The organism is Pseudorhodoferax aquiterrae, from assembly GCF_014652235.1.
GTDB lineage: Bacteria > Pseudomonadota > Gammaproteobacteria > Burkholderiales > Burkholderiaceae_C > Pseudorhodoferax > Pseudorhodoferax aquiterrae.
In genome coordinates this window covers 381,175-402,419 of the sequence record NZ_BMYK01000001.1, presented here as the reverse complement: position 1 = coordinate 402,419, position 21,245 = coordinate 381,175, and the positions used below count along the sequence as shown (strand labels likewise).

General features: G+C 71.9%; 24 protein-coding genes. 12 read left to right on the top strand and 12 right to left on the bottom strand.

What is annotated here, in order from left to right:
• Nucleotides 1-141: 141 nt before the first annotated feature.
• The 7 genes from IE209_RS01875 to trxC all read left to right on the top strand — a co-directional run bounded on the left by IE209_RS01875 (nt 142) and on the right by trxC (nt 6,446).
• Complete coding sequence (locus IE209_RS01875) at nt 142-855, top strand: amino acid ABC transporter ATP-binding protein (RefSeq protein WP_189685487.1); 714 nt, start codon at nt 142-144, stop codon at nt 853-855.
• Nucleotides 852-1,805 carry a sugar kinase gene (locus tag IE209_RS01870; protein ID WP_189685322.1) on the top strand — a complete coding sequence of 318 codons (954 nt, stop codon included), beginning with the start codon at nt 852-854 and terminating at the stop codon, nt 1,803-1,805. Before IE209_RS01875 ends, IE209_RS01870 begins: the two co-directional genes overlap by 4 nt.
• A complete protein-coding gene (locus tag IE209_RS01865) occupies nt 1,802-2,773 on the top strand; it encodes a 2-hydroxyacid dehydrogenase (RefSeq protein ID WP_189685321.1) in 972 nt (323 codons plus the stop codon). Before IE209_RS01870 ends, IE209_RS01865 begins: the two co-directional genes overlap by 4 nt.
• Nucleotides 2,770-3,783, top strand: coding sequence for a LacI family DNA-binding transcriptional regulator (locus IE209_RS01860; RefSeq protein WP_189685320.1), 1,014 nt, complete (start codon nt 2,770-2,772; stop codon nt 3,781-3,783). The genes IE209_RS01865 and IE209_RS01860 overlap by 4 nt, the downstream gene beginning before the upstream one ends.
• A gap of 43 nt (nt 3,784-3,826) precedes the next feature.
• Nucleotides 3,827-4,873 carry an NADP-dependent oxidoreductase gene (locus IE209_RS01855; protein WP_189685319.1) on the top strand — a complete coding sequence of 349 codons (1,047 nt, stop codon included), beginning with the start codon at nt 3,827-3,829 and terminating at the stop codon, nt 4,871-4,873.
• A 108-nt stretch (nt 4,874-4,981) separates the two neighbouring features.
• A complete protein-coding gene (locus tag IE209_RS01850; RefSeq protein WP_189685318.1) occupies nt 4,982-5,962 on the top strand; it encodes a Bug family tripartite tricarboxylate transporter substrate binding protein in 981 nt (326 codons plus the stop codon).
• A gap of 37 nt (nt 5,963-5,999) precedes the next feature.
• Nucleotides 6,000-6,446, top strand: a complete 447-nt coding sequence (trxC, locus tag IE209_RS01845) for a thioredoxin TrxC (RefSeq protein WP_189685317.1) — start codon at nt 6,000-6,002, stop codon at nt 6,444-6,446.
• Nucleotides 6,447-6,449: 3 nt separating this feature from the next.
• Here the strand turns inward: trxC and IE209_RS33715 are convergent, their stop codons facing one another.
• From IE209_RS33715 to IE209_RS01835, 3 genes are read right to left on the bottom strand one after another with little or no spacing between them, the layout of a single operon-like run.
• Nucleotides 6,450-6,566 carry a hypothetical protein gene (locus tag IE209_RS33715; RefSeq protein WP_229882648.1) on the bottom strand — a complete coding sequence of 39 codons (117 nt, stop codon included), beginning with the start codon at nt 6,564-6,566 and terminating at the stop codon, nt 6,450-6,452.
• Between the two features lie 35 nt (nt 6,567-6,601).
• A complete protein-coding gene (locus IE209_RS01840; RefSeq protein ID WP_229882647.1) occupies nt 6,602-7,045 on the bottom strand; it encodes a hypothetical protein in 444 nt (147 codons plus the stop codon).
• A 32-nt stretch (nt 7,046-7,077) separates the two neighbouring features.
• Nucleotides 7,078-8,286 (bottom strand): MFS transporter, encoded by a 1,209-nt coding sequence (locus IE209_RS01835; RefSeq protein ID WP_229882646.1) that lies wholly within the window; start codon nt 8,284-8,286, stop codon nt 7,078-7,080.
• Between the two features lie 79 nt (nt 8,287-8,365).
• Between IE209_RS01835 and IE209_RS01830 the strand changes: the two genes are divergently transcribed.
• The 4 genes from IE209_RS01830 (at nt 8,366) to IE209_RS01815 (ending at nt 11,588) form a co-directional block, all read left to right on the top strand.
• Nucleotides 8,366-9,379, top strand: a complete 1,014-nt coding sequence (locus IE209_RS01830) for an AraC family transcriptional regulator (protein ID WP_189685315.1) — start codon at nt 8,366-8,368, stop codon at nt 9,377-9,379.
• A gap of 97 nt (nt 9,380-9,476) precedes the next feature.
• Nucleotides 9,477-9,872 (top strand): hypothetical protein, encoded by a 396-nt coding sequence (locus tag IE209_RS01825; protein ID WP_189685314.1) that lies wholly within the window; start codon nt 9,477-9,479, stop codon nt 9,870-9,872.
• A 93-nt stretch (nt 9,873-9,965) separates the two neighbouring features.
• Nucleotides 9,966-10,652 carry a nitroreductase gene (locus IE209_RS01820; protein WP_145545045.1) on the top strand — a complete coding sequence of 229 codons (687 nt, stop codon included), beginning with the start codon at nt 9,966-9,968 and terminating at the stop codon, nt 10,650-10,652.
• 54 nt (nt 10,653-10,706) lie between these two features.
• Entirely contained in the window at nt 10,707-11,588 is an 882-nt protein-coding gene (locus IE209_RS01815) for an alpha/beta hydrolase (protein ID WP_229882645.1), read from the top strand.
• Nucleotides 11,589-11,609: 21 nt separating this feature from the next.
• On the opposite strand, the gene kynA is transcribed toward IE209_RS01815, so the two are convergent.
• The 7 genes from kynA to IE209_RS01780 all read right to left on the bottom strand — a co-directional run bounded on the left by kynA (nt 11,610) and on the right by IE209_RS01780 (nt 19,016).
• The gene (gene kynA, locus IE209_RS01810; RefSeq protein ID WP_189685313.1) at nt 11,610-12,446 is read right to left on the bottom strand and encodes a tryptophan 2,3-dioxygenase; all 837 of its coding nucleotides are present in this window, start codon (nt 12,444-12,446) and stop codon (nt 11,610-11,612) included.
• Nucleotides 12,446-13,717 (bottom strand): kynureninase, encoded by a 1,272-nt coding sequence (gene kynU / locus IE209_RS01805; RefSeq protein WP_189685312.1) that lies wholly within the window; start codon nt 13,715-13,717, stop codon nt 12,446-12,448. The genes kynA and kynU overlap by 1 nt, the downstream gene beginning before the upstream one ends.
• Nucleotides 13,718-13,720: 3 nt before the next feature.
• Complete coding sequence (gene kynB, locus IE209_RS01800) at nt 13,721-14,362, bottom strand: arylformamidase (RefSeq protein ID WP_189685311.1); 642 nt, start codon at nt 14,360-14,362, stop codon at nt 13,721-13,723.
• A 109-nt stretch (nt 14,363-14,471) separates the two neighbouring features.
• The gene (locus IE209_RS01795) at nt 14,472-15,860 is read right to left on the bottom strand and encodes an amidase (RefSeq protein WP_189685310.1); all 1,389 of its coding nucleotides are present in this window, start codon (nt 15,858-15,860) and stop codon (nt 14,472-14,474) included.
• Entirely contained in the window at nt 15,857-16,615 is a 759-nt protein-coding gene (locus IE209_RS01790) for an aspartate/glutamate racemase family protein (protein ID WP_189685309.1), read from the bottom strand. Before IE209_RS01790 ends, IE209_RS01795 begins: the two co-directional genes overlap by 4 nt.
• The gene (locus IE209_RS01785; protein ID WP_189685308.1) at nt 16,612-17,511 is read right to left on the bottom strand and encodes a polysaccharide deacetylase family protein; all 900 of its coding nucleotides are present in this window, start codon (nt 17,509-17,511) and stop codon (nt 16,612-16,614) included. The genes IE209_RS01790 and IE209_RS01785 overlap by 4 nt, the downstream gene beginning before the upstream one ends.
• Nucleotides 17,508-19,016: an amidohydrolase family protein gene (locus IE209_RS01780; RefSeq protein WP_229882644.1), complete on the bottom strand. Its 1,509-nt coding sequence runs from the start codon at nt 19,014-19,016 to the stop codon at nt 17,508-17,510. The genes IE209_RS01785 and IE209_RS01780 overlap by 4 nt, the downstream gene beginning before the upstream one ends.
• A gap of 32 nt (nt 19,017-19,048) precedes the next feature.
• Between IE209_RS01780 and IE209_RS01775 the strand changes: the two genes are divergently transcribed.
• On the top strand, nt 19,049-19,510 hold the full coding sequence (locus IE209_RS01775) for a nucleoside deaminase (RefSeq protein ID WP_189685307.1): 462 nt from the start codon (nt 19,049-19,051) through the stop codon (nt 19,508-19,510).
• A 14-nt stretch (nt 19,511-19,524) separates the two neighbouring features.
• On the opposite strand, the gene IE209_RS01770 is transcribed toward IE209_RS01775, so the two are convergent.
• Both IE209_RS01770 and IE209_RS01765 read right to left on the bottom strand, forming a co-directional pair.
• The gene (locus tag IE209_RS01770; RefSeq protein ID WP_189685306.1) at nt 19,525-20,394 is read right to left on the bottom strand and encodes an ABC transporter permease; all 870 of its coding nucleotides are present in this window, start codon (nt 20,392-20,394) and stop codon (nt 19,525-19,527) included.
• A complete protein-coding gene (locus tag IE209_RS01765; protein ID WP_189685305.1) occupies nt 20,387-21,244 on the bottom strand; it encodes an ABC transporter permease in 858 nt (285 codons plus the stop codon). Before IE209_RS01765 ends, IE209_RS01770 begins: the two co-directional genes overlap by 8 nt.
• Nucleotide 21,245: the final 1 nt, after the last annotated feature.

The following is a 21,245-nucleotide window of genomic DNA, read 5'->3' as shown; positions in this document are numbered from 1 at the left end:
CCAGGCCGGGGGACATTCGCGGAGAAGGCCACCCGGCGACCTCGGCCCCCGCACAACGCATCCGCCCCTTGCCTTGAAAAAACCAGACCAGCCAACGTGAACACCAAGCAGCAACACACCCTCGGCGCCCCCATCATCGAGATGGCGGGCGTCAACAAGTGGTACGGCCAGTTCCAGGTACTGACCGGCATCGACCTGTCGGTGCGGGCCGGCGAGCGCATCGTGGTCTGCGGCCCCTCGGGCTCGGGCAAGTCCACGCTGATCCGCTGCATCAACCGCCTGGAGACCGTGCAGCAGGGCACCATCACGGTGGACGGCATCGAACTCACGGCCGGCGGCAAGAACGTGGACCGTGTGCGGGCCGAGGTTGGCATGGTGTTCCAGCAGTTCAACCTGTTCCCGCACCTGACCATTTTGGAGAACTGCACGCTGGCCCCCATGCGCTCGCGCGGCATGACGCAGCAGCAGGCCGAAGAGGTGGCCATGCAGTACCTCACGCGCGTGCGCATCCCCGAGCAGGCCAAGAAGTACCCGGCCCAGCTCTCGGGCGGCCAGCAGCAGCGCGTGGCGATTGCGCGCGCGCTGTGCATGGCGCCCAAGATCATGCTGTTCGACGAGCCGACCTCGGCGCTGGACCCCGAGATGGTCAAGGAGGTGCTGGACACCATGATCGCGCTGGCCGAGGATGGCATGACCATGCTGTGCGTCACGCACGAGATGGGCTTTGCGCGCAGCGTGGCCGACCGCGTGATCTTCATGGCCGAAGGCAGGATCGTCGAACAGGGCGCGCCGACGCAGTTCTTCGACCATCCGCAGCACGAAAAGACCCGGCAGTTCCTCGGACAGATCCTATGAGCACTCCCACCGCTTTCGACGTCGCCGTGTTCGGCGAAGCCATGATGCTGCTGGTCGCCGACCAGCCCGGCCCGCTGGAGGATTGCACGGGCTTCCTCAAACGCACGGCCGGTGCCGAAACCAATTTTGCGATCGGTCTGGCGCGCCTGGGCTTCAAGGTCGGCTGGGCCAGCCGCCTGGGCACGGACAGCATGGGCCGCTACCTGCTGCGCAGCATGCAGGCCGAGGGCATCGACTGCGGCCACGTCGTTTGCGACGCGAGCCAGAAGACGGGCTTTCAATTCAAGGGCCGCGTGACGGATGGCAGCGACCCGCCCGTCGAATACCACCGCAAGGGCTCGGCCGCGAGCCAGATGACGCCCGCCGACATCGACGAGGCCTGGCTGCGCAGCGCGCGCCACCTGCATGCCACGGGCGTGTTCCCGGCCATCTCGGCCACCACGCTGCCCACGGCCATCCGCAGCATGGAGATCGCGCGCGAAGCCGGCCGCACGGTTTCGTTCGACACCAACCTGCGGCCCACGCTGTGGCCCAGCCGCGCCGCCATGGTCGAGGCCATCAACGGCCTGGCCGCGCGCGCCGACTGGGTGCTGCCCGGCATCGAGGAAGGCGAGATCCTGACCGGCGAGACCGCGCCCGAACGCGTGGCCGCCTTCTACCGTGCCCAGGGCGCCAGGCTCGTGGTCGTCAAGCTCGGCGCCGACGGTGCCTACTACGACAGCGACGTGGCCGGCACCGGCCGCGTGCCGGGCTGTCCTGTCGAGAAGGTCGTGGACACCGTGGGCGCCGGCGACGGCTTCGCGGCCGGGGTGGTCAGTGCCTTGCTCGAAGGCCTGAGCGTGCCCGAGGCCGTGCGCCGCGGCGCGTGGATCGGTGCACGCTGCGTGCAGGTGATCGGCGACACCGAGGGCCTGCCCACGCGCGCACAACTGGAGGAAGCCGCCCCATGAACGTCGTCGTCTTCGGCACCCTGCCGCCCGACCAGCTCGCGCGCCTGCAGGCCCGGCACCAGGTCACCGTCACCCACCCCAAGACCGACCCCGCAGCCTTCGAAGCCGCATTGCCGCAGGCCGAGGGCCTGATCGGCGCGAGCTACCCCATCACGCCCGCGCTGCTGGACCAGGCGCCGCGCCTGCGCGTGGTGTCCAGCGTCTCGGTCGGGGTGGACAACTACCCGCTGGCCGCCCTCCAACAGCGCGGCATCGTGCTGTGCCACACGCCCGGCGTGCTCGACGAGACCGTGGCCGACACCGTGTTCGGCCTGCTCATGGCCACCAGCCGGCGCATGGTCGAGCTGGCCAACCTCGTGCGTGAAGGCCGCTGGACCAAGAGCGTGGGCGAAGACCTGTACGGCTGGGACGTGCACCACAAGACCCTGGGCCTGCTGGGCTTCGGCCGCATCGGCCAGGCGATCGCGCGGCGTGCCGCGCTGGGCTTCGGCATGGAGGTGCTCTACCACGCGCGCCGCCCGGTCGACCTGGCTGCGCAGGCGCCCGAACTCGTGGGCAAGGCGCGGCACACGCCGCTGGCCGAACTGCTGCCGCGCGCCGACTTCGTGGTCGCCATGCTGCCGCTGTCGGACACCACGCGCGGCATGCTCAACGCAGACCTGTTCGCGCAGATGAAGACCGGCAGCATCTTCGTCAACGGCGGCCGTGGCGCCACCGTGGACGAGGCCGCGCTGCTGCACGCGCTGGACCACGGCCCGCTGCGCGCGGCCGGCCTGGATGTGTTCGCCAAGGAGCCGCTGCCGGCCGACTCGCCGCTGCGCACGCACCCGCGCGTGACGCCGCTGCCGCACATCGGCTCGGCCACGGCCGAGACCCGCCATGCCATGGCCGCGCTGGCCGTGACCAACCTGCTGCAGGTGCTGGCCGGCGAGCGGCCCAGCGCCGTCTACGACACGCGCCAGGTGTGAGCGCAGGCCGCCCGACGATCTCCGACGTCGCCGCGGCCGCGGGCGTCTCCAAGGCCACGGTCTCGCGCTTCTTCAACCACCGCGAGCGCCTGCTGAGCCCGGACATCGCCGCGCGCGTGCAGGCCGCGATCGACCAGCTCGGCTACGCGCCCAGCCCCATGGCCCAGGCGCTGAGCCGCGGCCGTTCGCGCCTGATCGGCCTGGTCGTGGCCGACATCGCCAACCCCTATTCCGTGGCCGTGCTGCGCGGGGCCGAACGCGCCTGCCGCGAAGCCGGCTACCTGGTCATGCTGTTCAACCTGGGCAACGAGCCGGGCCGCGAGCGCGAGGCCATCGAGGCCCTGGCCGGCTACCAGGTCGACGGCTTCATCCTCAACACGCTGGGCCGCGGCCACAGCGTGCCCGACGCCGTGGCGGCCCAGGGCAAGCCCGTGGTGCTGATCGACCGGCGCCACACCGGCATGCAGACCGACTTCGTGGCGCTGGACAACGCCGGCGCCATGGCCCAGCTGTGCAGCCACCTGCAGGCCGGCGGCTGGCAGGAATTGCTGTACGTGACGGAACCCGTGGCCGGCGTCAGCACGCGGCGCGAGCGCACGGCGGCCTTCGGCACCTGCCTGCAGGCCCCCATGGCCGGCAGCGTGTTCGAAAGCGCCGAGGGCGACGACGCCGCGCTCCTGGCGGCCCTGGCCGCGCTGCGCCGGCGCGCCGGCAGGAAGCGCCGCCCCGCCGTGGTGGCCGGCAACGCGGTGGTCACGCTGCGCGTGGCCCGCGCGGTGCGCGAGCTCGGCTGGCAGTTCGGCAGCGACCTGGGTTTCGCCGGCTTCGACGATCCGGACTGGGCCCCGCTGATCGGCCCGGGGCTGACCTGCATCGCCCAACCCACCGACGCCATCGGCGAAGGCGCGGCGCGCTGCCTGATCGAGCGGCTGCAGGGCCACACCGGCCCGGCACGGCGGGTGTTGCTGGAGGGACAGCTGGTGGTGCGCGGATCGTCCGCACCGGGCTGAAGCCGGCTAGCATGCCGCGCCATCCCACCACGGAGACACGCGCATGACCACCGCCACCCTCGTCAACCACCAGGTCCGCCTGGCCCGACGCCCCGAAACCACCGCCACGCGCGAGCACTGGAACTTCACCACGGAGCCCGTGGCCGAGCCGTCCGAAGGCGGCGTGCTCGTGCAGACACTCTCGCTCTCGCTGGACCCGGCCATGCGCGGCTGGCTCAACGACGCGAAGAGCTACATCCCGCCCGTGGCCATCGGCGAAGTCATGCGCGCGGGCGGCGTCGGCCGCGTGATCTCCTCGCAGAACCCGGCCTTCGCGGTCGGCGACACGGTCTACGGCACGCTGGGCGTGCAGGAATACGCGCTGGTCCCGCAGGACGCCTTGAAGCGCGTGGGCCTCGTGAAGATCGACCTGCGCCTGGGCACGGTGGGCCAGTGGCTCAACGTGCTGGGCATGCCGGGCATGACGGGCTACTTCGGCCTGCTGGACATCGGCCAGCCGCAGCCGGGCCAGACCGTGGTGGTCTCGGCCGCGGCCGGCGCGGTCGGGCAGACGGTCGGCCAGCTCGCCAGGATCAAGGGCTGCCGCGCGGTCGGCATCGCGGGCGGCCCCGCCAAGTGCGACTGGGTGGTGAAGGAGCTGGGCTTCGATGCCTGCATCGACTACAAGGCCGGCCCATCGGCCGTGCGCGAAGGTCTCAAGCAGCACTGCCCGAACGGCGTGGACGTGTACTTCGACAACGTGGGCGGCGAGATCCTCGACCAGGTGCTGGCCAGGCTCGCGCGCAAGGCCCGCGTGATCGTCTGCGGCGCCATCAGCCAGTACAACAACGCGAACAGCATGCCGGGCGCCGGCCCGCGGAACTACCTGAGCCTGCTCGTGAACCGCGCGCGCATGGAGGGCATGGTGGTGTTCGACTACGCCGACCGCTTCCCGCAGGCGATCGCCGAGCTGGCCGGCTACCTCAAGGACGGCCGCATGCAGAGCAAGGAAGACGTGGTGCAGGGCCTGGACCATTTCCCCGAAACGCTGAACAAGCTGTTCGCGGGCGGCAACTTCGGCAAGCTGGTGCTGCAGGTGGCGGCGGCCTGAGCTTGGCAACCATGCGAATTTTTCGCATGCGACGTTGCTGATGCTGTGATGGACGGCAATGCAGGCGAATCCTAGGATGCGCCCATTCCCCACCCTGGAGTTGCCGCCATGACCACCACCCGCCGCCTGTCCCTGCTGGCCTGCACGTTCGGCCTGCTGGCCGCCGCCCTGCCGGCGGCCGCCCAGGGCAAGTACCCCGACCATCCCGTTAAGCTCATGGTCGCGCTGCCGGCCGGCGGCGGCGTGGACATGATCGCGCGCCTGGTGGGCCAGAAGCTGGCCGCGCTGAACGGGCAGCCCTACGTGGTGGACAACCGGGCCGGCGCCTCGGGCCGCATCGGCCTGCCGCTGGTGGCCAAGGCCGCGCCGGACGGCTACACACTGATGGCCTCGCCGGCTTCGTTCCTGACGACCAACCAGCACATCTTCAAGGAGATGCCCTACGACGCCCAGGCCGATTTCGCGCCCATCACCAAGCTGGCCAACCAGTCCATGGTGCTGGTGGTCAAGGACCGGCAGAAGTTCGCCAACGCGGGGGCGGTGCTGGCCGCGGCCCGGGCCAAGCCGGAAGCCGTCAACTACGCCTCGTCGGGCGACGGCAGCCCCCAGCACCTGGCGGCGCTGATGTTCGAGACGCGCATGAAGGTGCGCATGGTGCACATCCCCTACAAGGGCGGCGCGCTGGCCATCAACGACCTCTTGGGCGGCAACGTGGACATGCTGTTCGCGCCGCTGCCCGAGGCCCTGCCCCACATCAAGGCCGGCAAGCTCACGGCGCTGGCCATCATGAGCGAGCAGCGTTCGCCCCTGATCGCCGACGTGCCGACCATGCGCGAGGCCGGCATCGACAACATGGTGTTCCAGACCTGGATCGGCATGCTGGCCCCGGCCCGCACGCCGCGCCCGCTGATCGACCAGCTGAACCAGCAGATCCACGCCATCCTGGCCAGCGAGGAGGTCAAGGCCCATCTGCGCGACGCCGGCATGGACGTTGCGCCGACCACGCCCGAGCAGTTCGCCAAGACCATCTCGGAGGAAAGCAGGCTGCACGCGGAACTCGTGAAGGCTTCCGGACTGGTGCCGCAGTGAGGCTTGAAATCGGGCCGGGCGCCCTGCAGCTGCCCGCATGACCACCCCGCTGCACCTCGTCTGCCCGCACTGCCACACCACCAACCGCGTCGCCGCGGCCGACCTGGCCAAGGCGCCGGACTGCGGCAAGTGCCACCAGCCGCTGTTCACGGGCCATTCCGTGGCGCTGGACGGTGCCAGCTTCGACCGCCACATCGGCCGCAGCGACATCCCGGTGCTGGTGGACTTCTGGGCGCCCTGGTGCGGCCCCTGCCGGCAGATGGCGCCGGCCTTCGAGCAGGCTGCGGCCCAGCTGCAGCCCCATGTGCGGCTGGCCAAGCTCGACACCGAGGCGCACCAGGCCCTGGGCGCCCGCTTCGCCATCCGCAGCATCCCCACGCTCGCCTTGTTCCGCGGCGGCCGCGAGATCGCGCGCCAGGCCGGCGCCATGGGCGCGGCCGACATCGTGCGCTGGACGCAGGCCCACCTCGCACGGGTCGGCTGAGCTTCAGCGCCGCTGCAGCGTGAGCCCGATCAACCGCGACACCACGGCCGCCAGGTAGATCACGCCCGCGAACATCTCCAGGCTGGCCATGGCGCGCGCCACGGGCCGCACCGGGATCACGTCGCCGATGCCGGTGGACGAGAGCAGCGCGAAGCTCAGGAACAGCAGCTCGGTCCAGCTGCGCGGGCCTGCGAGTCCACCGCCGCCAGGAAGCTGCCGGGCTGCAGCGCCTGCAGCACCACGAACACATGGGCGAAGGCCCAGGCCAGCAGCGTGAAGGTGGCGCCCGCGGCGAACAGCTCGTCGGTGGTAGCGCGCAGGTCGCCCAGCATGTAGGCGATCAGGCTGCCCACGGCGTAGAAGTAGAACACCGCCTCCAGCGCCGCCGACCAGGGCAGCAGCCAGTGCACGTCGAACGCCGCCTGCAGCACCAGCAGCGCGATGGCTGGCAGCGCGATGCACACGCTGATCCAGGTCAGCCCCGGCGTGCTGCGCACCATGTGCGTGGTGACGATCAGCACGAGGCCGGCCAGCTGCACGAGTAGCAGGATAGCCGAGGGGTGGCGCCGGGTCAGGGCAAGGAATCGCAGGGGCCGCATGCGCCGCATTCTCGGCGCAGCACCGGCCCCGCTCAGGCCTGCGCCGGCCGCGGCCCGTACCGCCAGACCAGCAGCGCCCCCAGCGTGACCGAGCCCAGCGCGAACAAGGGCCCGCCGTGCGCGCCCACATGGTCGACCAGCAGGCCGCCGCCGATGGCGCCGCTGGCGATCGCGACCTGGAAGGCCGCGACCAGCAGGCCGCCTGCGCCTTCGGCCTGGTCGGGCGCGGCACGCACGATCCAGGTCTGAAAACCCACGGGAAACGCGCCGAAGGCGAAGCCCCAGAGCACCACGGCCACCGCCGTGACGGCCACCGAGGAGGCGCCCAGCAGCAGCACCCCGGCCAGCAGCGCGACCAGGCTGCCGCCGGCCACGATGGCGCGACGCTCGCTGCGCTCGGCGATGGCGCCGCCCACCAGGTTGCCGAAAAAGCCGCCGATGCCGTAGCCCAGCAGCACGCCCGTGATCGCGCCGACCGACAGGTGCGTCACGTTCTCCATGAGCGGGCGGATGTAGGTGAAGCCCGCGAAGTGGCCCGAGATCACGAGCAGCACGGCCAAGAGCGCCACGCGCACGTCGGGCCGCGTGAGCAGTTCGGCCAGCACGCGCAGGTCGGGCCGGTCGCGCGGGGGCAGCGCGGGCAGCGTGGCGAGCTGGAACACCAGCGTCACCACGCTCACCGCACCGGCCGCCCAGAAGGCGCTGCGCCAGCCCCATTGCTCGCCCATCCAGGCACCGATGGGCGCGGCGCAGACCGTGGCCACCGACACGCCGGTCAGGATCAGCGCCATGGCGCGTGCGAAGCGGTCGGCCGGCACCAGGCGCAGCGCGAGCGCGCCCGACATCGACCAGAAGCCGCCCAGCGCCACGCCCAGCAGCACGCGCGCCACCAGCAGCGCCGGCAGGCTGGTGGCCGCCACGGCCAGGCCGTTGGACAGCAGCAGGAGCACGGTCAGCGCCAGCATCACGCTGCGGCGGTCCAGGTTGCGCGTGAGCAGCGGCAGGCTTGGCGCGGCCACGGCCGCGACCAGCGCCGTGGCCGTCACGGTCTGGCCGGCCGTGCCCTCGCTGACACGCAGGTCGGCGGCCATGGCCGTGAGCAGGCTGGCCGGCAGGAACTCGGCCGTGACCAGGCCGAACACGCCCAGCGCCAGCGCGGCGACGGCCGGCCAATGGGCCTGGGTGGGCTCCGGCGGTGCGCCGGCAATGGGGGGGCAGGTGGTGCAGGAAGCGGAAGACACAGGGTATATCCCAGGTTGGACAAGCAGAGCGCGGAGCTTAGGCCTAAGATCCCGGCGTTTGAATGCCGGAAAAGCCGAAATGCTTGACGAATCCTCCAGACCTTCTGCCCTGGCCACGCTGGCGGCGCCCACCATCCCCCCCGACCGGCGCGACACGCTCACGCGCATCCTGCTGGGCCTGCGGCTGGACGGCGTGGAGTACGGCCGCTGCCTGGTGCGCGCTCCGTGGTCGCTGCGCTTTCCGGCCCAGCGCGATGCGCGCTTTCATTTCGTCGCCAGCGGCGGCGCCTGGCTGCGCCTGCCCGGCAGCGACTGGCTGCGGCTGGACCCCGGCGACGCCGTGCTGCTGCCGCGCGGCAGCGCGCACGCGCTGGCCAGCGCGCCCGACCTGCCGGCCACCGACATCGCGGCGCTGCCGCGCGTGCCGGTGTCCGAGCAGGTCTATCTCGTGCGCGACGGCACGGCGGACGATGGGCAGGCGCCGTCCGACCTGCTGTTCTGCGGCAGCATGCGCTTCAACCTGGACCCGCTGCACCCGCTCATGGCGCTGATGCCGGACCTCATGCGGGCGGGCGAACTCGCGCTGCGCGACCCCGGCGTGCCGGCCCTGCTGGACGCGATGGAGCGCGAGGTGGCGCTGGACCGCATCGGCAGCTGCGGCATCCTCGCGCGGCTGGCCGACGTGCTGGCCGCCAGCATCATCCGCGCCTGGGTGGAGTGCGCCTGCGGCGACGCGACGGGCTGGCTGGCGGCCGTGCACTGCCCCGACATCGGCAAGGTGCTGGCGGCCATCCATGCCGAGCCCGAGCGCGACTGGAGCGTGCCCGCTCTGGCCGAGCTCATGGGCGCCTCGCGCTCGCGCTTCGCCGAGGCCTTCACGAAGACCGTGGGCGAGAGCCCGGCGCGCTACGTGGCCAAGGTCAAGATGTTCCAGGCCCGGCACTGGATCGCCCAACAGGGCATGCGCGTGGCGGTGGCCGCCAGCCGGCTCGGCTACGACTCCGAGGCCTCGTTCAGCCGTGCCTTCAAGCGCGTGATCGGACAGCCGCCCAGCGCGGTGCGGGCGCCGGTGCCCGCGCGGCATCCCATGTAAGCGGGATTTCCGCGCCTTTGCACTCCCTGGAGACTGCGCCCGCCGTGGGCTGCGCCGCGATCGGCAGGCGCAGGGCACGGCAGCGAAGGAGCCAGGAATGGACGCACGACCCCCGCGACGCCAGCGCGCGCGCCTGCACACGATCGGACTGGGCATGGCCTGGTGCTGCTGCGCCAGCCTGCCCGCCAGCGCGCTCGTGCGCACCGCAACACCGCCGAGTCCGGCGCCGGCGCCGGCGGGACATGCCATCACCGCCGCTGCGGACACCCGGGCGGCAGAACGGCCCCCGGGGCGGCCCGCCCCCGTGCAGGACCGCGCGCCGAGGCCGCGCGCCGCCACGCCGGCCGAGCCCGAACCGGCCGCCGGCTGGCTGCTGGCCGGAGCGCTGGCCACGCTGCTGTCGCTGCGCCGCCATGTGCGTGCGCCGGGGCTGCTGGAGGCCGCCGCGCGCCCCGACGGATACGCCCCGGCCGTCCGCATGTCGCGCAGGTGATCGCAGGCGCCGCAGGGCCTGCGCATGATCCCGCGCGCAGTCGCCCGGCCGCCGGCCCGCTGGCGACCGCACTGCAACGACAGGGAGACACGCATGGACTTCGACCAGGTGGTGCAGCAGCGCCGCAGCATCCGCGGTTACCAGAACAAGCCGGTGCCCCGGGCCTTGATCCGCGAGGTGCTTGCGCTCGCGATGCGGGCGCCGACCTCGCTCAATACCCAGCCCTGGAATTTCCACGTGGTGACGGGCGCGGTGCTGGACCGCATCCGCGCTGGCAACGTGGAACGCAACCTCGCCGGCATCCCGCATTCGCGTGAGTTCCGCCTGGGGCCGGACTACGCGGGCGTGCACCGCGAGCGGCAGATCGGCATCGCCAAGCAACTGTTCGCCGCCATGGGCATCGCGCGCGACGACAAGGCGGCGCGCCAGGACTGGGTGCTGCGCGGCTTTCGCCAGTTCGATGCGCCGGTCTCCATCGTGGTGACCTACGACCGCGCCATCCACGGCAGCGACATCGCGCCCTTCGACTGCGGCGGCGTGGTCAACGCCATCGTCAATGCCGCCTGGTCGCGCGGCCTGGGCTGCGTGATCAACAGCCAGGGCATCATGCAGTCGCCCGTGGTGCGTGCCGAGGCCGGCATCCCGGACGACCAGGTGATCCAGACCTGCATCGCGATGGGCTGGCCCGACGACAGCTTTCCGGCCAACGCTGTGGTGTCGCAGCGCAAGTCGGTGGACGAGGCGGCGCGCTTCGTGGGGTTCGACGACGAAGCCGCGTGATCCGGCCGGGCCGCGGCCGCGTACAGGGTGGGTCGCCACCCCGGACCCCGCCCCTTGCACCGTACCCGCCCGCTGCTCCGCACGCTCGCCCTCCTGTTCGCCGCCCTGGCCACGCTGCCGCTGCTGGGCGCCTGCTCGGGCACCGGCACGCTGAATGCGCTGTCCGCGCGCGACACCTACACCCTGCAGACCGGCGTGCCGTATGCGGACGGCCCGCGCCAGCGCCTGGACATCTACACACCCACCGCCACGCCACCGACCGCGGGCTGGCCCATGGTGGTGTTCTTCTACGGCGGCTCCTGGAACAGCGGGGACCGCGCCGACTACCGCTTCCTCGGCGAAGCGCTGGCTGCGCAGGGCGTGCTGACGCTCATCGCCGACTACCGGCTCTACCCGCAGGTGCGCTATCCCGCATTCCTGCAGGACAGTGCCCAGGCCCTGGCCTGGGGGCTCGCGCAGGCGCAGCGCCTGGGGGCGAACCCGCGCCGCGTGTTCGTGATGGGCCACAGCGCGGGCGGCTACAACGCCGCCATGCTGGCGCTGGACGCGCGCTGGCTGCAGGCCACGGGGCACCGGCCGCAGGAGCTGGCGGGCTGGATCGGCCTGGCCGGGCCCTACGATTTCTTTCCCACCGACAACCCCGATGTGCGGCCGGTGTTCTTCCACCCGGACTACCCGCCGCGGGCGCAGCCCATCGACTTCGCGCCGGCCGATGCGCCGCGCACCTTCCTCGGCACGGCGCGCCAGGACGATCTCGTCAGCCCCGAGCGCAGCAGCGTGCAGCTGGCGCGCAAGCTGCAGGCGGCCGGGGTGCCGGTCACGCTGCGCCTGTACGGGCGCGTGAACCATGCGACGCTGGTCGGCGCCATGGCCTGGCCGCTGCGCTGGATGGCGCCGGTGCTGGCGGACGTCCGCGCCTTCATCGACGCGCCCTGAGCGGCCGCCCGCGCACGGCCATCACAGCGCCGTGCGCACCGACCAGATCTCGGGGAACAGCACCACGTCCAGCATCTTGCGCAGGTAGGGCACCCCGCCCGTGCCGCCCGTGCCGCGCTTGAAGCCGATCACGCGCTCCACCGTGGTCACGTGGCGAAAGCGCCAGAGCCGGAACGCGTCCTCGATGTCGGTCAGCTTCTCGCCGAGCTGGTAGAGGTCCCAGTGCCGGTGCGGGTCGCGGTAGACCGCGGCCCAGGCGGCCTCGACGTCGGGGCTCGCCGCATAGGGCTGGGTCCAGTCGCGGTCCAGCCGGTCGGCCGGGATCGCCAGGCCTTCGCGTGCGAGCAGGCGCAGCGCCTCGTCGTACAGCGATGGCGCGCGCCAGGCGGCCTCCACCTGGGCGAGCAGGTCGCTGCGGTGCGCGTGCGGCTGCAGCATGGCCGCGTTCTTGTTGCCCAGCGCGAACTCGATGCTGCGGTACTGGTAGCTCTGAAAGCCGCTGGAGCTCGCGAGGTAGGGGCGCATAGCGCTGTACTCGGGCGGCGTCATGGTCGACAGCACGGTCCAGGCGCTGACCAGCTGCTCCATGATGCGCGAGACGCGCGCGAGCATCTTGAAGGCGTCGGCGCGCCGGTCGCCGGCGATCGCGCGGATGGCGGCGTGCAGCTCGTGCAGCATGAGCTTCATCCACAGCTCGCTGGTCTGGTGCTGCACGATGAACAGCATCTCGTCGTGCGCGGGCGACAGCGGGTGCTGGGCGTTCAGGATCTCGTCCAGGTGCAGGTAGTCGCCATAGCTCATGGACCGGCTGAAGTCCAGCTGGGCCTTTTCGTCGTGGACGATCTTCTCCGTGCTCATCAGGTCACCGCGTGCTTGGCGTTGAACTCGGAGCGGCGCCATTCTTCGCTGGCCAGCACTTCGCACAGGTGCTCGACGGCGTTCCAGACGTCCTCGAAGCCCAGGTACAAGGGCGTGAAGCCGAAGCGCAGGATGTCGGGCATCTGCGCGTCGCCGGCCCGGTAGTCGCCGATCACGCCACGTGCGATCAGGGCCTGCACGATCGCGTAGGCGCCCTCGCTGCGGCTCAAGCAAACCTGCGAGCCGCGCTGTGCATGTGCGCGCGGCGTGACCAGCTCCAGGCCATGGCCGGCGCAACGCTCTTCGACCAGCGCGATGAAGAGGTCGGTCAGCGCCAGCGACTTGGCACGCAGCGCGGCCATGCCGCCCAGCGGCTCGGCGGCCAGCACCGTGTCCAGCCCGCATTCCAGCCCGGTCAGACTCAGGATGGGCTGGGTGCCGCACAGGTAGCGCGCGATGCCGGGCGCAGGCTGGTAATCGGGTGTGAACGCGAACGGCGCCGCATGGCCCCACCAGCCCGACAGCGGCTGCCAGAAGCGCTGCGCATGGCGCGGGTGCACCCAGACGAAGGCCGGCGCGCCCGGGCCGCCGTTGAGGTACTTGTAGCCGCAGCCGACCGCGAAGTCGGCGCCGCCGCCGTTCAGGTCCACGGGCACCGCGCCCGCGCTGTGCGCGAGGTCCCAGACCGCCAGCGCGCCGGCCGCGTGCGCCGCGGCGCTCATGGCCGCCATGTCGTGCATGGCGCCGGTGCGGTAGTTCACGTGCGTGAGCATGAGCACGGCGGTCTCGGGCAGCAGCGCGGCGATCTGCTCCGGTGCGTCGACCAGCTGCAGCCGGTAGCCGCGCTCACGGCACAGGCCTTCGGCGATGTAGAGGTCGGTCGGGAAGTTGCTGCGTTCGCTGACGACCAGGCGGCGCTGCGGCGCGTCCTCTGCCGCGATCTTGAGCGCGGCCGAGAGCACCTTGAACAGGTTGACCGAGGTCGAGTCGGTGCACACCAGTTCGCCGGGCTGCGCGCCGACCAGGCGCGCGAGCCGGTCGCCCAGGCGCTGCGGCAGGTCGAACCAGCCCGATGCGTTCCAGGCGCGGATCAGCTGCGTGCCCCACTCCTCGCGCACGGCGGCGGCGATGCGCGCAGGCGCGGCGGCCGGCATCACGCCCAATGAATTGCCGTCGAGGTAAATCACGCCAGCAGGAATCGTGAACAGGTCGCGCAGCGCGCGCAGCGGGTCCGCGGCATCGCGCGCGCGGCAGTCTTGCAGGGTCGTCATGGTTCAGTTCCGGAGTTCGCGCAGCACCGCGCGCACGGGGGAGGCGTCGGCCGTCGTGAGCTTGAGCGGCAGCGCGATGAGTTCGTAGTCGCCCTCGGGCACGTCGTCGAGCACGAGGTTCTCGAGCACGCGCATGCCGTGGCGGCGGATCACCTGGTGGCTGGAAAGCGTCTTGCTGTCGGCCGGGTCGATGCTGGCCGTGTCGATGCCGATCAGCCGCACGCCCAGGGCCGCGAGCCGCTCGACCGTCTCGGGCGCATAGGCCGCGAGCTGCGGGTCCCAGCGGTCCTGCGGCATGGTGGCGTAGGTGCGCACGAGCAGGCGTGGCGGCAGGCCGTCCAGCGCATGCGCGAGATGCGCCCACTGCACGAGCGGCCCACCGCCGATGGCATGGACCACGCGGCACGGCCCCAGGTAGGGCGCGAGGTCCACGGCGCCGATGGCCGCGCCATCCGGGTCGTAGTGCAGCGGCGCATCGGCGTGCGCACCCACGTGCGGCGAGAGCGTCAGCTCGCCGACGTTGACGGGGCAGCCGGGGCCGATGCTGGCGGCCCAGCGCTGCTGGTAGGGGGTGTCGCCCGGGAACACCGGCGTGCCCGCGTGCACGGGCGGCGAGATGTCCCACAGGCGTGGTTCGGAAGACATGGGCGCGAAGGTAGCGCCATGCGTGGGGGCGTGGTGTCGGTTATTTCCAACAACAGCGCCGAGAATGACAGGCGAGCACCTGCGCCGCCGCGCGCCGCGACGTCCGTGCTCAGGAACCCAGCGCCTCGACCGCCCGTGCCGCCTGCAGCACGCGCGGATCCTCGAAGCGCGGTCCCACCACCTGCAGCCCCACGGGCAGGCCGCGCACCGTGCCGGCCGGCACCGAGCAGGCCGGCACGCCGCAGTAGTTGAACAAGGGCGTGAACGCCGCATGCCCGCGCGGGCCGGCCGGGCGGCCGCCGATGGCGGGCGGGCCGAGCTGGGCGAGCGGCCAGGCCGTCACCGGCGTGGTGGGGCACAGCAGCAGGTCGTAGCGCTCGAAGAAGCGCACCAGGCAGGCGCTGAGCCGTTCCTTGAGCCGCAATGCGCGCGCCACCTGCGCGGGCGTGACCTCGGCACCGGCCTCGATCTGGGCCACGAGCACGGGGTCGATGCGCTCGCGCGCGTCGGCCAGCCGCGCGCCGTACAGCGCGTGCAGGCCGGCCTGCTGCAGTGCCAGCAGCGGGTACTCGCGCGCCTCGGCCGGCCAGGGCGGGTCGGCATCGTCGATCTGCCAACCGGCCGTGCGCAAGGCGTCCACGCGCTGCTGCAGCGCCTGCAGCACGTCGGCATCGACCGCGAAGTCGCAGCCCAGCTGCGGGCTCCAGGCCACGCGCAGGCCGGTCACGGCTTGTTGCAGACCTGGCGACGCCTCGAGGCCCACGGCGATCGGCACACCGGCCGGGTCGGCCGCATCAAAGGCCAGCAGTTGGTCGTAGAGCCAGGCGCAGTCGTCCACGTCGCGTGCGAGCTGGCCGATCACCGAAAGGCCGAAGTTCGGCTCGGCGAAACCCCAGGGGTGCGGGATCAGCCCGTTGCTGGGCTTGAAGCCCACCAGTCCGCAGTGCGCGGCGGGCCGGCGCGTGGAGCCGCCCGCGTCCGTGCCCAGCGCCAGCAGGCCCAGGCCCGCGGCCAGGGCCGACACGGCGCCGCCGGAGGAGCCGCCCGGCGTCAGCGCCGGGTCCAGCGGGTGGCGCGTGGCGCCGTACAGCAGGTTGCTGGTCACGCCCTTGCAAGCGAACTCCGAACAGTTGGTGATGCCCAGCACCACCGCGCCGCGCGCGCGCAGCCGGGCCACGGCCCAGGCGTCGCGCGGCGCGACGAAGTCCTCGAACAGGCGCGAACCCTGGGCGATGCGCCGGCCTGCGACCCAGAGGTTGTCCTTGACCGTGAACGGCACGCCGGCCATGGGCAGATCCTCGCCCGCGGCCAGACGCGCATCCACGGCCGCGGCCTCGGCCAGCACCTGTTCCGCATCGAACTGGACGATGGCATTGAGGCCGGGGTTCAGGCGCTCCACACGGTCGATGAAGTGGCGCGCCACGGCCACCGCGCTGAGCACGCCCGCCCTGACCTGCGCCGCCAGGGCGCGCGCGCTGTGCGCATGGAGTTCCGTCATGCCGACCTTCCGAACAATGCGGTGAGTGCGGGCGACACGCCTTGAACGGCGCGCCCACCCGTCGGGCTCACGCTGCCCACGCGGGCGCGCGGCAGGCGCAGCCCCACCAGGGCCTGGGCCAGCGCCACGGCGCAGCCCACGCCGTCCAGCAGCGGCACGGGCAGGCGCGGCTGCAGCGCATCGGCCATGGACGCCATGGCCGCGCCGGCCAGCAGCACGGCTTCGGCGCCGTCCCGCTCGACGAGCGTGCGGGCACCTGCCAACACAGCCTCCAGCACGGCCTGCTGCGCCTCCTGCGGCGCGCCCACCATCTGCTGCGGCGTGAGCGTGAGCGTCTCCACGCCGGCCAGACGCTCGCCCAGGTCGTAGGACTGCACGAGTTCGCGGTACAGCGGTCCCATGCGTGCGCCGTTGGTCAACAGGCCGATGCGCGTGGCCACCGTGGCACCGCACAGCAAACCGGCCTCGGTCATGCCGACCACGGGAATGTCCAGCAACTCGCGGCAGGCCCACAGCGCCGTGTCGAGCGAGACGCCCAGCACCACGGCATCGCAACCGGGCGCGTGCTGCGCCACGAGGTCCAGCACGCCGTGCTGCGCGAGCGCGTTCTCCGCGCGCGAGCCGATCACGGCGGGGCCGAAGCGGCCGGTCACGGCCACGAGTTCGGTGCCGGGCGCGGCGCGGCTGCGCGCGGCGGCCAGCACCGCGTCGGTCACGGCCTGGGTCAGGTTCGGGTTGACCAGCAGCAGCTTCATGCAGCCTCCGGCGGCATGTGGGCCAGCCAATGCCGCGCGATCTGCTCGCGCGTGGCGCACCAGGCGCCGCCGCGCTGCGCGATGTGGCGCGTCAGCTGGCGCAGGCCCTCGATGCGGCCGGGCCGGCCGATGATGCGCGTGTGCAGGCCGATGGACAGCATGCGCGGCGTGGCGCGCGACTCGGCCAGCAGCGCGTCGAAGGCGTCGATCGCGTAGTCGGCGAAGTCGCTGCCGCGCACGTAGGCGTAGCTGTCGAAGAAGCGCATGTCGTTGGTGTCGAAGGCGTACGGCAGCACCAGATGCGGCCGGCCGGCCACGCGCACGTAGTAAGGCAGGTCGTCGTTGTAGGCGTCGCTGTCGTAGAGGAAGCCGCCCTGCTCGACCAGCAGGCGCCGCGTGTTCACCGAGGCCGAGGACTTGGTGTGCCAGCCCACGGGTGCGCGGCCGTGCAGGCGGCGGATGCTCTCCACGCAGCGCGCGATCAGCGCGCGCTCCTCTTCCTCGGCCATGCCCGCATGCGACTCCCAGCGCCAGCCATGGCAGCAGACCTCGAAGCCCTGCTCGGCCGCATCCGTGGCGATCCAGGGCGTGGTCTCCAGCGCCCGCGCACAGGCGTTCAGCGTGAGCGGGATGCCGGCCTCCATGAGCGCGCGCGTGATGCGCCAGTAGCCCACGCGCGCGCCGTACTCGAACTGGCTCTCCATGCACAGGTCGGGCGCGCCCACCACCTCGTGCTTGACCTCGTGGTGGCTTTCGTTGCGCAGATCGCCCGCGCTGAGCGCGAACTCGGCACCCTCCTCCACATTGAGCACGAAGGAGACCGCCAGGCCGGTGTCGCCAGGCCAGCGCAGCTGCGGATAGTTCCAGCGGTAGCCCGAGAAGTCGCGCGCGCTCATGCCAACCTCGCCGCGAAGGTATCGGGCGCAATGCCCGTGGCCAGCCCTTCGCGGTGGATGCCCTCCAGCGCATCGACCACCGGCGCCATCTCGGCCTCGGCCTGGGCGTACCGCGGAGCCAGGTGCGCGAACTCGCGCTCGATCTCGCGCAGCAAAGCGGCTTCGTCGACCGAACGCAGCGCGCCGCCTGCGACCACGACCTCGCCATCGACCATGGAGAAGCCAAGGCCCGCGCCGCGCTCGGCATAGACCAGCTGGCGCACCGGATCGTTGAAGGGCGTGAACGTGACCGTGTCGGTGCGGTAGCCCACGAGGTCGGCGATGGCACCCACGCGCAGCGCCCCCAGCTGCTCGCCGAAGCCCAGCGCGCGTCCGCCCGCCAGCGTGCCGGCGTGCAACGCCTCGTGCGCCGACAACCAGCGCCGGTGGTCGTCGCCGCGCAGCTTGGAGACGGCTGCGGCGCTGCCCAGCACGTTGAGCATGTTGACGGTGACAGTGGAGCACGAGCCGTCCGAGCCCAGGCTCACGTTCACGCCGGCGTCCAGCAACTCGCGCACGGGCTGCACGCCCGAGCCCAGCAGCAGGTTGCTCCAGGGGTTGTGCTGGGCCGTGGCGCCGGTGCGCGCGAGCGCCGCGATCTCGCGCGGGTTCAGCCACACGGCGTGGATCAGGCTGGTGGCGGGCTTCAGGAAGCCGATGCGGTCCAGGTACTCGACCATGGGGCAGCCGTAGAACAGCTGGCCCGTGACGACCTGCAGCCGCGTCTCCTGCACGTGCGTGATGACCGGCAGGGCCAGCTCGTCGGCCAGCGCGCGCACGTCCCGCAGGAAGGGCTCGGTGCAGCGCTGCGGTGCCGAGGCCGAGACCAGCACCCCCACGCGGCGCGATTGCGGATGCCGCGCGCGCGCCAGGTCGCGCACCAGGGCCAGTTGATCGGCCCCCGCCGGCCGCGGCGCGGCGCGCAGCTCGGCCACCAGCGCGGGCGGCACATGGGCCTCAAGAAACGGGAAGTTGTCGACGATGGGCTTGTCCATCATCGCGAAGCCCAGCAGCGCGCGGATGCCCACGTCGTCGTAGGCCTGCAGCACGGCGGCGATGCGCTCGCGGTCGATCGCGCCGCCCAACGCCATGTCGTCCACGATGGTGGTGGCGCCCGTGCGCAGCGATTCGATGGCGCCGACCATGGTGCGCAGGTAGACCTGGCGCGGCGTGAGCGGCACCGGCGTGCGCGTGCGCACCAGCTGCATCCAGAGCTCCAGCGGCAGGTTCTCCGTGCGGCCGCGCTGGAAGTGCTCGTGCGAATGCTGGTGGCCGTTGACCAGGCCGGGCACCAGCAGGTGGTCCCTCAGGTCGACGACCTGCTCGGCCTCGCCCAGGTGGCCCGCCGGCGCGATGGCGGCGATGCGGCCGGCCTCGACCAACAGATCCTGCGGGCCGTCGGACAGCGCGAGCGCATCGCCCAGCAGCACGCGTGCGTTGCGCAACAGGGTGCGTTTCTTGCTCATGGTGTGGCTCCGAATGTTGTGAAAGGTCTGGGATGAACGACGAGCACTGGATGCGCCTGGCGCTGAACGAGGCCCAGGAAGCCTATGCGCGCGGCGACTGGCCGACCGGCGCGGTGCTGGTGCAGGGTGGAAAGTTGCTGGCGCGCGGCCAGAACCGCCAGGTCAGCCAGGGCGACCCCACGCTGCACGCCGAGCCCGATGCGCTGCGCCAGGCCTTTGCGGCCCATGGCCCGGCCGCCGCGCAGGGCGCCACGCTGTACTGCACGATGGAGCCCTGCCCCATGTGCGCGGGCGCGCTCCAGCTGGCCGGCGTGACCACGCTGGTGCTGGCGTTGCGCCACGCCACACTGCGCCGCAGCGACCTGGGCGACTACAGCGTCGAGCGCTTCTGCGCGCTGACCGGCCGTGCCATGGCGCTGCGCGGTGGCGTGCTGGAGGCCGACTACCTCGCGCTGCGTCTTCGCTGGGGCGGCGACCAGGTCCACCACAGCTGAACCGGTGGCTGGCATCACCGCATGTGGCGGGTGATGCCGGCCACGCGCTCCATGAGGACCATCAGCACGAGGGTTGCCGCGATCAGCACGCCCGACACGGCCGCGGCCCGCACATCCAGGTTCGATTCGATGATGTGCCACATGCGGATGGGCAGCACCTCGCTGCGCGCGTCCGACAAGAACAGCGACACGGCCACGTTGTCGAACGAATACATGAAGCCGATGAAGGCACCGGCCAGCACGCCGCGCGCGATCAGCGGCAGCGTGATGGTGCGGAAGACATAGAGCGGCGAGGCGCCCAGCGAGTGGGCGCTCTCCAGCAGCACGCCATCCATCTGCAGCAGGCTGGCCGAGGTGGTGCGCAGGATGTAGGGCGTGGTGATCGCGATGTGGCCCAGCACCAGCGTCGTGAACGACAGGCCCGTGCCCGCGATGTTGAACAGCATCAGCAGCGACAGGCCGATGGCCAGCGCAGGCAGCATCAGCGGCGACAGCAGCACGGCCTCGGCCGCGCGCGCCCAGCCCTCCCTGCGGCGCGCCAGCGCGAGCGCGGCGGCCACGGCCAGCACGGCCGAGATGGCGGTGGCCACGGCCGCCAGCTTGAGCGACAGCACGCCGGCCTCGATCAGTTCGGGCGAATCCCACAGCGCCTGGTACCAGCGCACCGAGTAGCCCGGCGGCGGGAACTTGAGCGAGAAGCCGCTCGTGAACGAAGTGATCAGCACCACCACGGTCGGCGCCAGCAGCAGCACGCCGGCGCAAATGCCCAGCACGCCGAACACGGCACAGAACGAGCGCCGCTCGAAGGCGCCGGCCAGCGATTCGGCCGCACGCGGCGCGGGGGCGGGGCGCACGGGCGCGCCGGAAACGAAGGCATCAGGCATGGACGAATCCCCGGCTGCGGCGGCCCAGCGCGTTGATGGCGACGACCACGGCCAGCACGCTGGCCAGCAGCAGCATCGCGATCGCGGCGGCGAACGGATAGTTGTTGGCCTGGATGGCCTGCTGGTACATGTAGTAGGGCATGAACATCTGCTGCCCGCCGCCCACCAGCGTCTGCGTGACGAAGGCGCTGATGCTGGAGGCGAACACCAGCAGCGCGCCGGCCAGGAGGCCCGGCATGGTGAGCGGCAGCGTGACCTGCCAGAAGGTGCGCCAGTGGCCGGCGCCCAGCGCCAACGAGGCCTGGCGCAGGTTGGCGTCGGTGTTCATGAGCGAAGTGATGAGCGGCAGCACCATGAGCGGCAGCTCGATCTGCGCCAGCGCCACCGTCACGCCGCCCGGCGTGTAGAGCAGCTTGAGCGGCTCGGCGATCAGGCCCCAGTCCAGCAGCGCGGTGTTGACGATGCCCTGGCGTCCCAGGATCACGACCCAGGCGAAGGTGCGCACCACCGAGCTCGTGAGCAACGGCAGCACGATCAGCAGCATGAGCAGGCCCTGCCAGCGCGCGAGTGCCTGGGTGTAGAGGTAGGCCAGTGGAAAGCCGATCACGAGCGTCAACGCCGTGACCTTCAGGCCCAGCCACAGCGTGCCGCCCAGCACCGAGAGGTTGAAGCCGTCGCCCAGAAACTTGGCGTACTGGGCGATGCCGAACTGGGTCATGCCCTGGTCGTCGTGCAGGCTGATCCAGCCCAGCAGCAGCATGGGGGCGAGCACGAAGACCCCGAAGAAGAGGCCCAAAGGCAGCGCCAGGCCCAGCGGCGGCGCGAAACGGGGTGCGGTGGCGCTGGCCATC

Bases quoted from the DNA above. Each gene is read 5' to 3' on its own strand.
- IE209_RS01790 (WP_189685309.1), bottom strand. From the start codon at position 16,615: ATGAAGCTGCTGCTGGTCAACCCGAACCTGACCCAGGCCGTGACCGAC.
- IE209_RS01795 (WP_189685310.1), bottom strand. From the start codon at position 15,860: ATGACGGAACTCCATGCGCACAGCGCGCGCGCCCTGGCGGCGCAGGTC.
- IE209_RS01865 (WP_189685321.1), top strand. From the start codon at position 1,802: ATGAACGTCGTCGTCTTCGGCACCCTGCCGCCCGACCAGCTCGCGCGC.
- IE209_RS01770 (WP_189685306.1), bottom strand. From the start codon at position 20,394: ATGCCTGATGCCTTCGTTTCCGGCGCGCCCGTGCGCCCCGCCCCCGCG.
- kynA (WP_189685313.1), bottom strand. From the start codon at position 12,446: ATGAGCACGGAGAAGATCGTCCACGACGAAAAGGCCCAGCTGGACTTC.
- IE209_RS01825 (WP_189685314.1), top strand. From the start codon at position 9,477: ATGGACGCACGACCCCCGCGACGCCAGCGCGCGCGCCTGCACACGATC.
- IE209_RS01850 (WP_189685318.1), top strand. From the start codon at position 4,982: ATGACCACCACCCGCCGCCTGTCCCTGCTGGCCTGCACGTTCGGCCTG.
- trxC (WP_189685317.1), top strand. From the start codon at position 6,000: ATGACCACCCCGCTGCACCTCGTCTGCCCGCACTGCCACACCACCAAC.
- IE209_RS01840 (WP_229882647.1), bottom strand. From the start codon at position 7,045: ATGCGGCCCCTGCGATTCCTTGCCCTGACCCGGCGCCACCCCTCGGCT.
- kynU (WP_189685312.1), bottom strand. From the start codon at position 13,717: ATGACGACCCTGCAAGACTGCCGCGCGCGCGATGCCGCGGACCCGCTG.
- IE209_RS01855 (WP_189685319.1), top strand. From the start codon at position 3,827: ATGACCACCGCCACCCTCGTCAACCACCAGGTCCGCCTGGCCCGACGC.
- IE209_RS01875 (WP_189685487.1), top strand. From the start codon at position 142: ATGGCGGGCGTCAACAAGTGGTACGGCCAGTTCCAGGTACTGACCGGC.
- IE209_RS01765 (WP_189685305.1), bottom strand. From the start codon at position 21,244: ATGGCCAGCGCCACCGCACCCCGTTTCGCGCCGCCGCTGGGCCTGGCG.
- IE209_RS01780 (WP_229882644.1), bottom strand. From the start codon at position 19,016: ATGAGCAAGAAACGCACCCTGTTGCGCAACGCACGCGTGCTGCTGGGC.
- kynB (WP_189685311.1), bottom strand. From the start codon at position 14,362: ATGTCTTCCGAACCACGCCTGTGGGACATCTCGCCGCCCGTGCACGCG.
- IE209_RS01775 (WP_189685307.1), top strand. From the start codon at position 19,049: ATGAACGACGAGCACTGGATGCGCCTGGCGCTGAACGAGGCCCAGGAA.
- IE209_RS01820 (WP_145545045.1), top strand. From the start codon at position 9,966: ATGGACTTCGACCAGGTGGTGCAGCAGCGCCGCAGCATCCGCGGTTAC.
- IE209_RS01830 (WP_189685315.1), top strand. From the start codon at position 8,366: ATGCTTGACGAATCCTCCAGACCTTCTGCCCTGGCCACGCTGGCGGCG.
- IE209_RS01785 (WP_189685308.1), bottom strand. From the start codon at position 17,511: ATGAGCGCGCGCGACTTCTCGGGCTACCGCTGGAACTATCCGCAGCTG.
- IE209_RS01870 (WP_189685322.1), top strand. From the start codon at position 852: ATGAGCACTCCCACCGCTTTCGACGTCGCCGTGTTCGGCGAAGCCATG.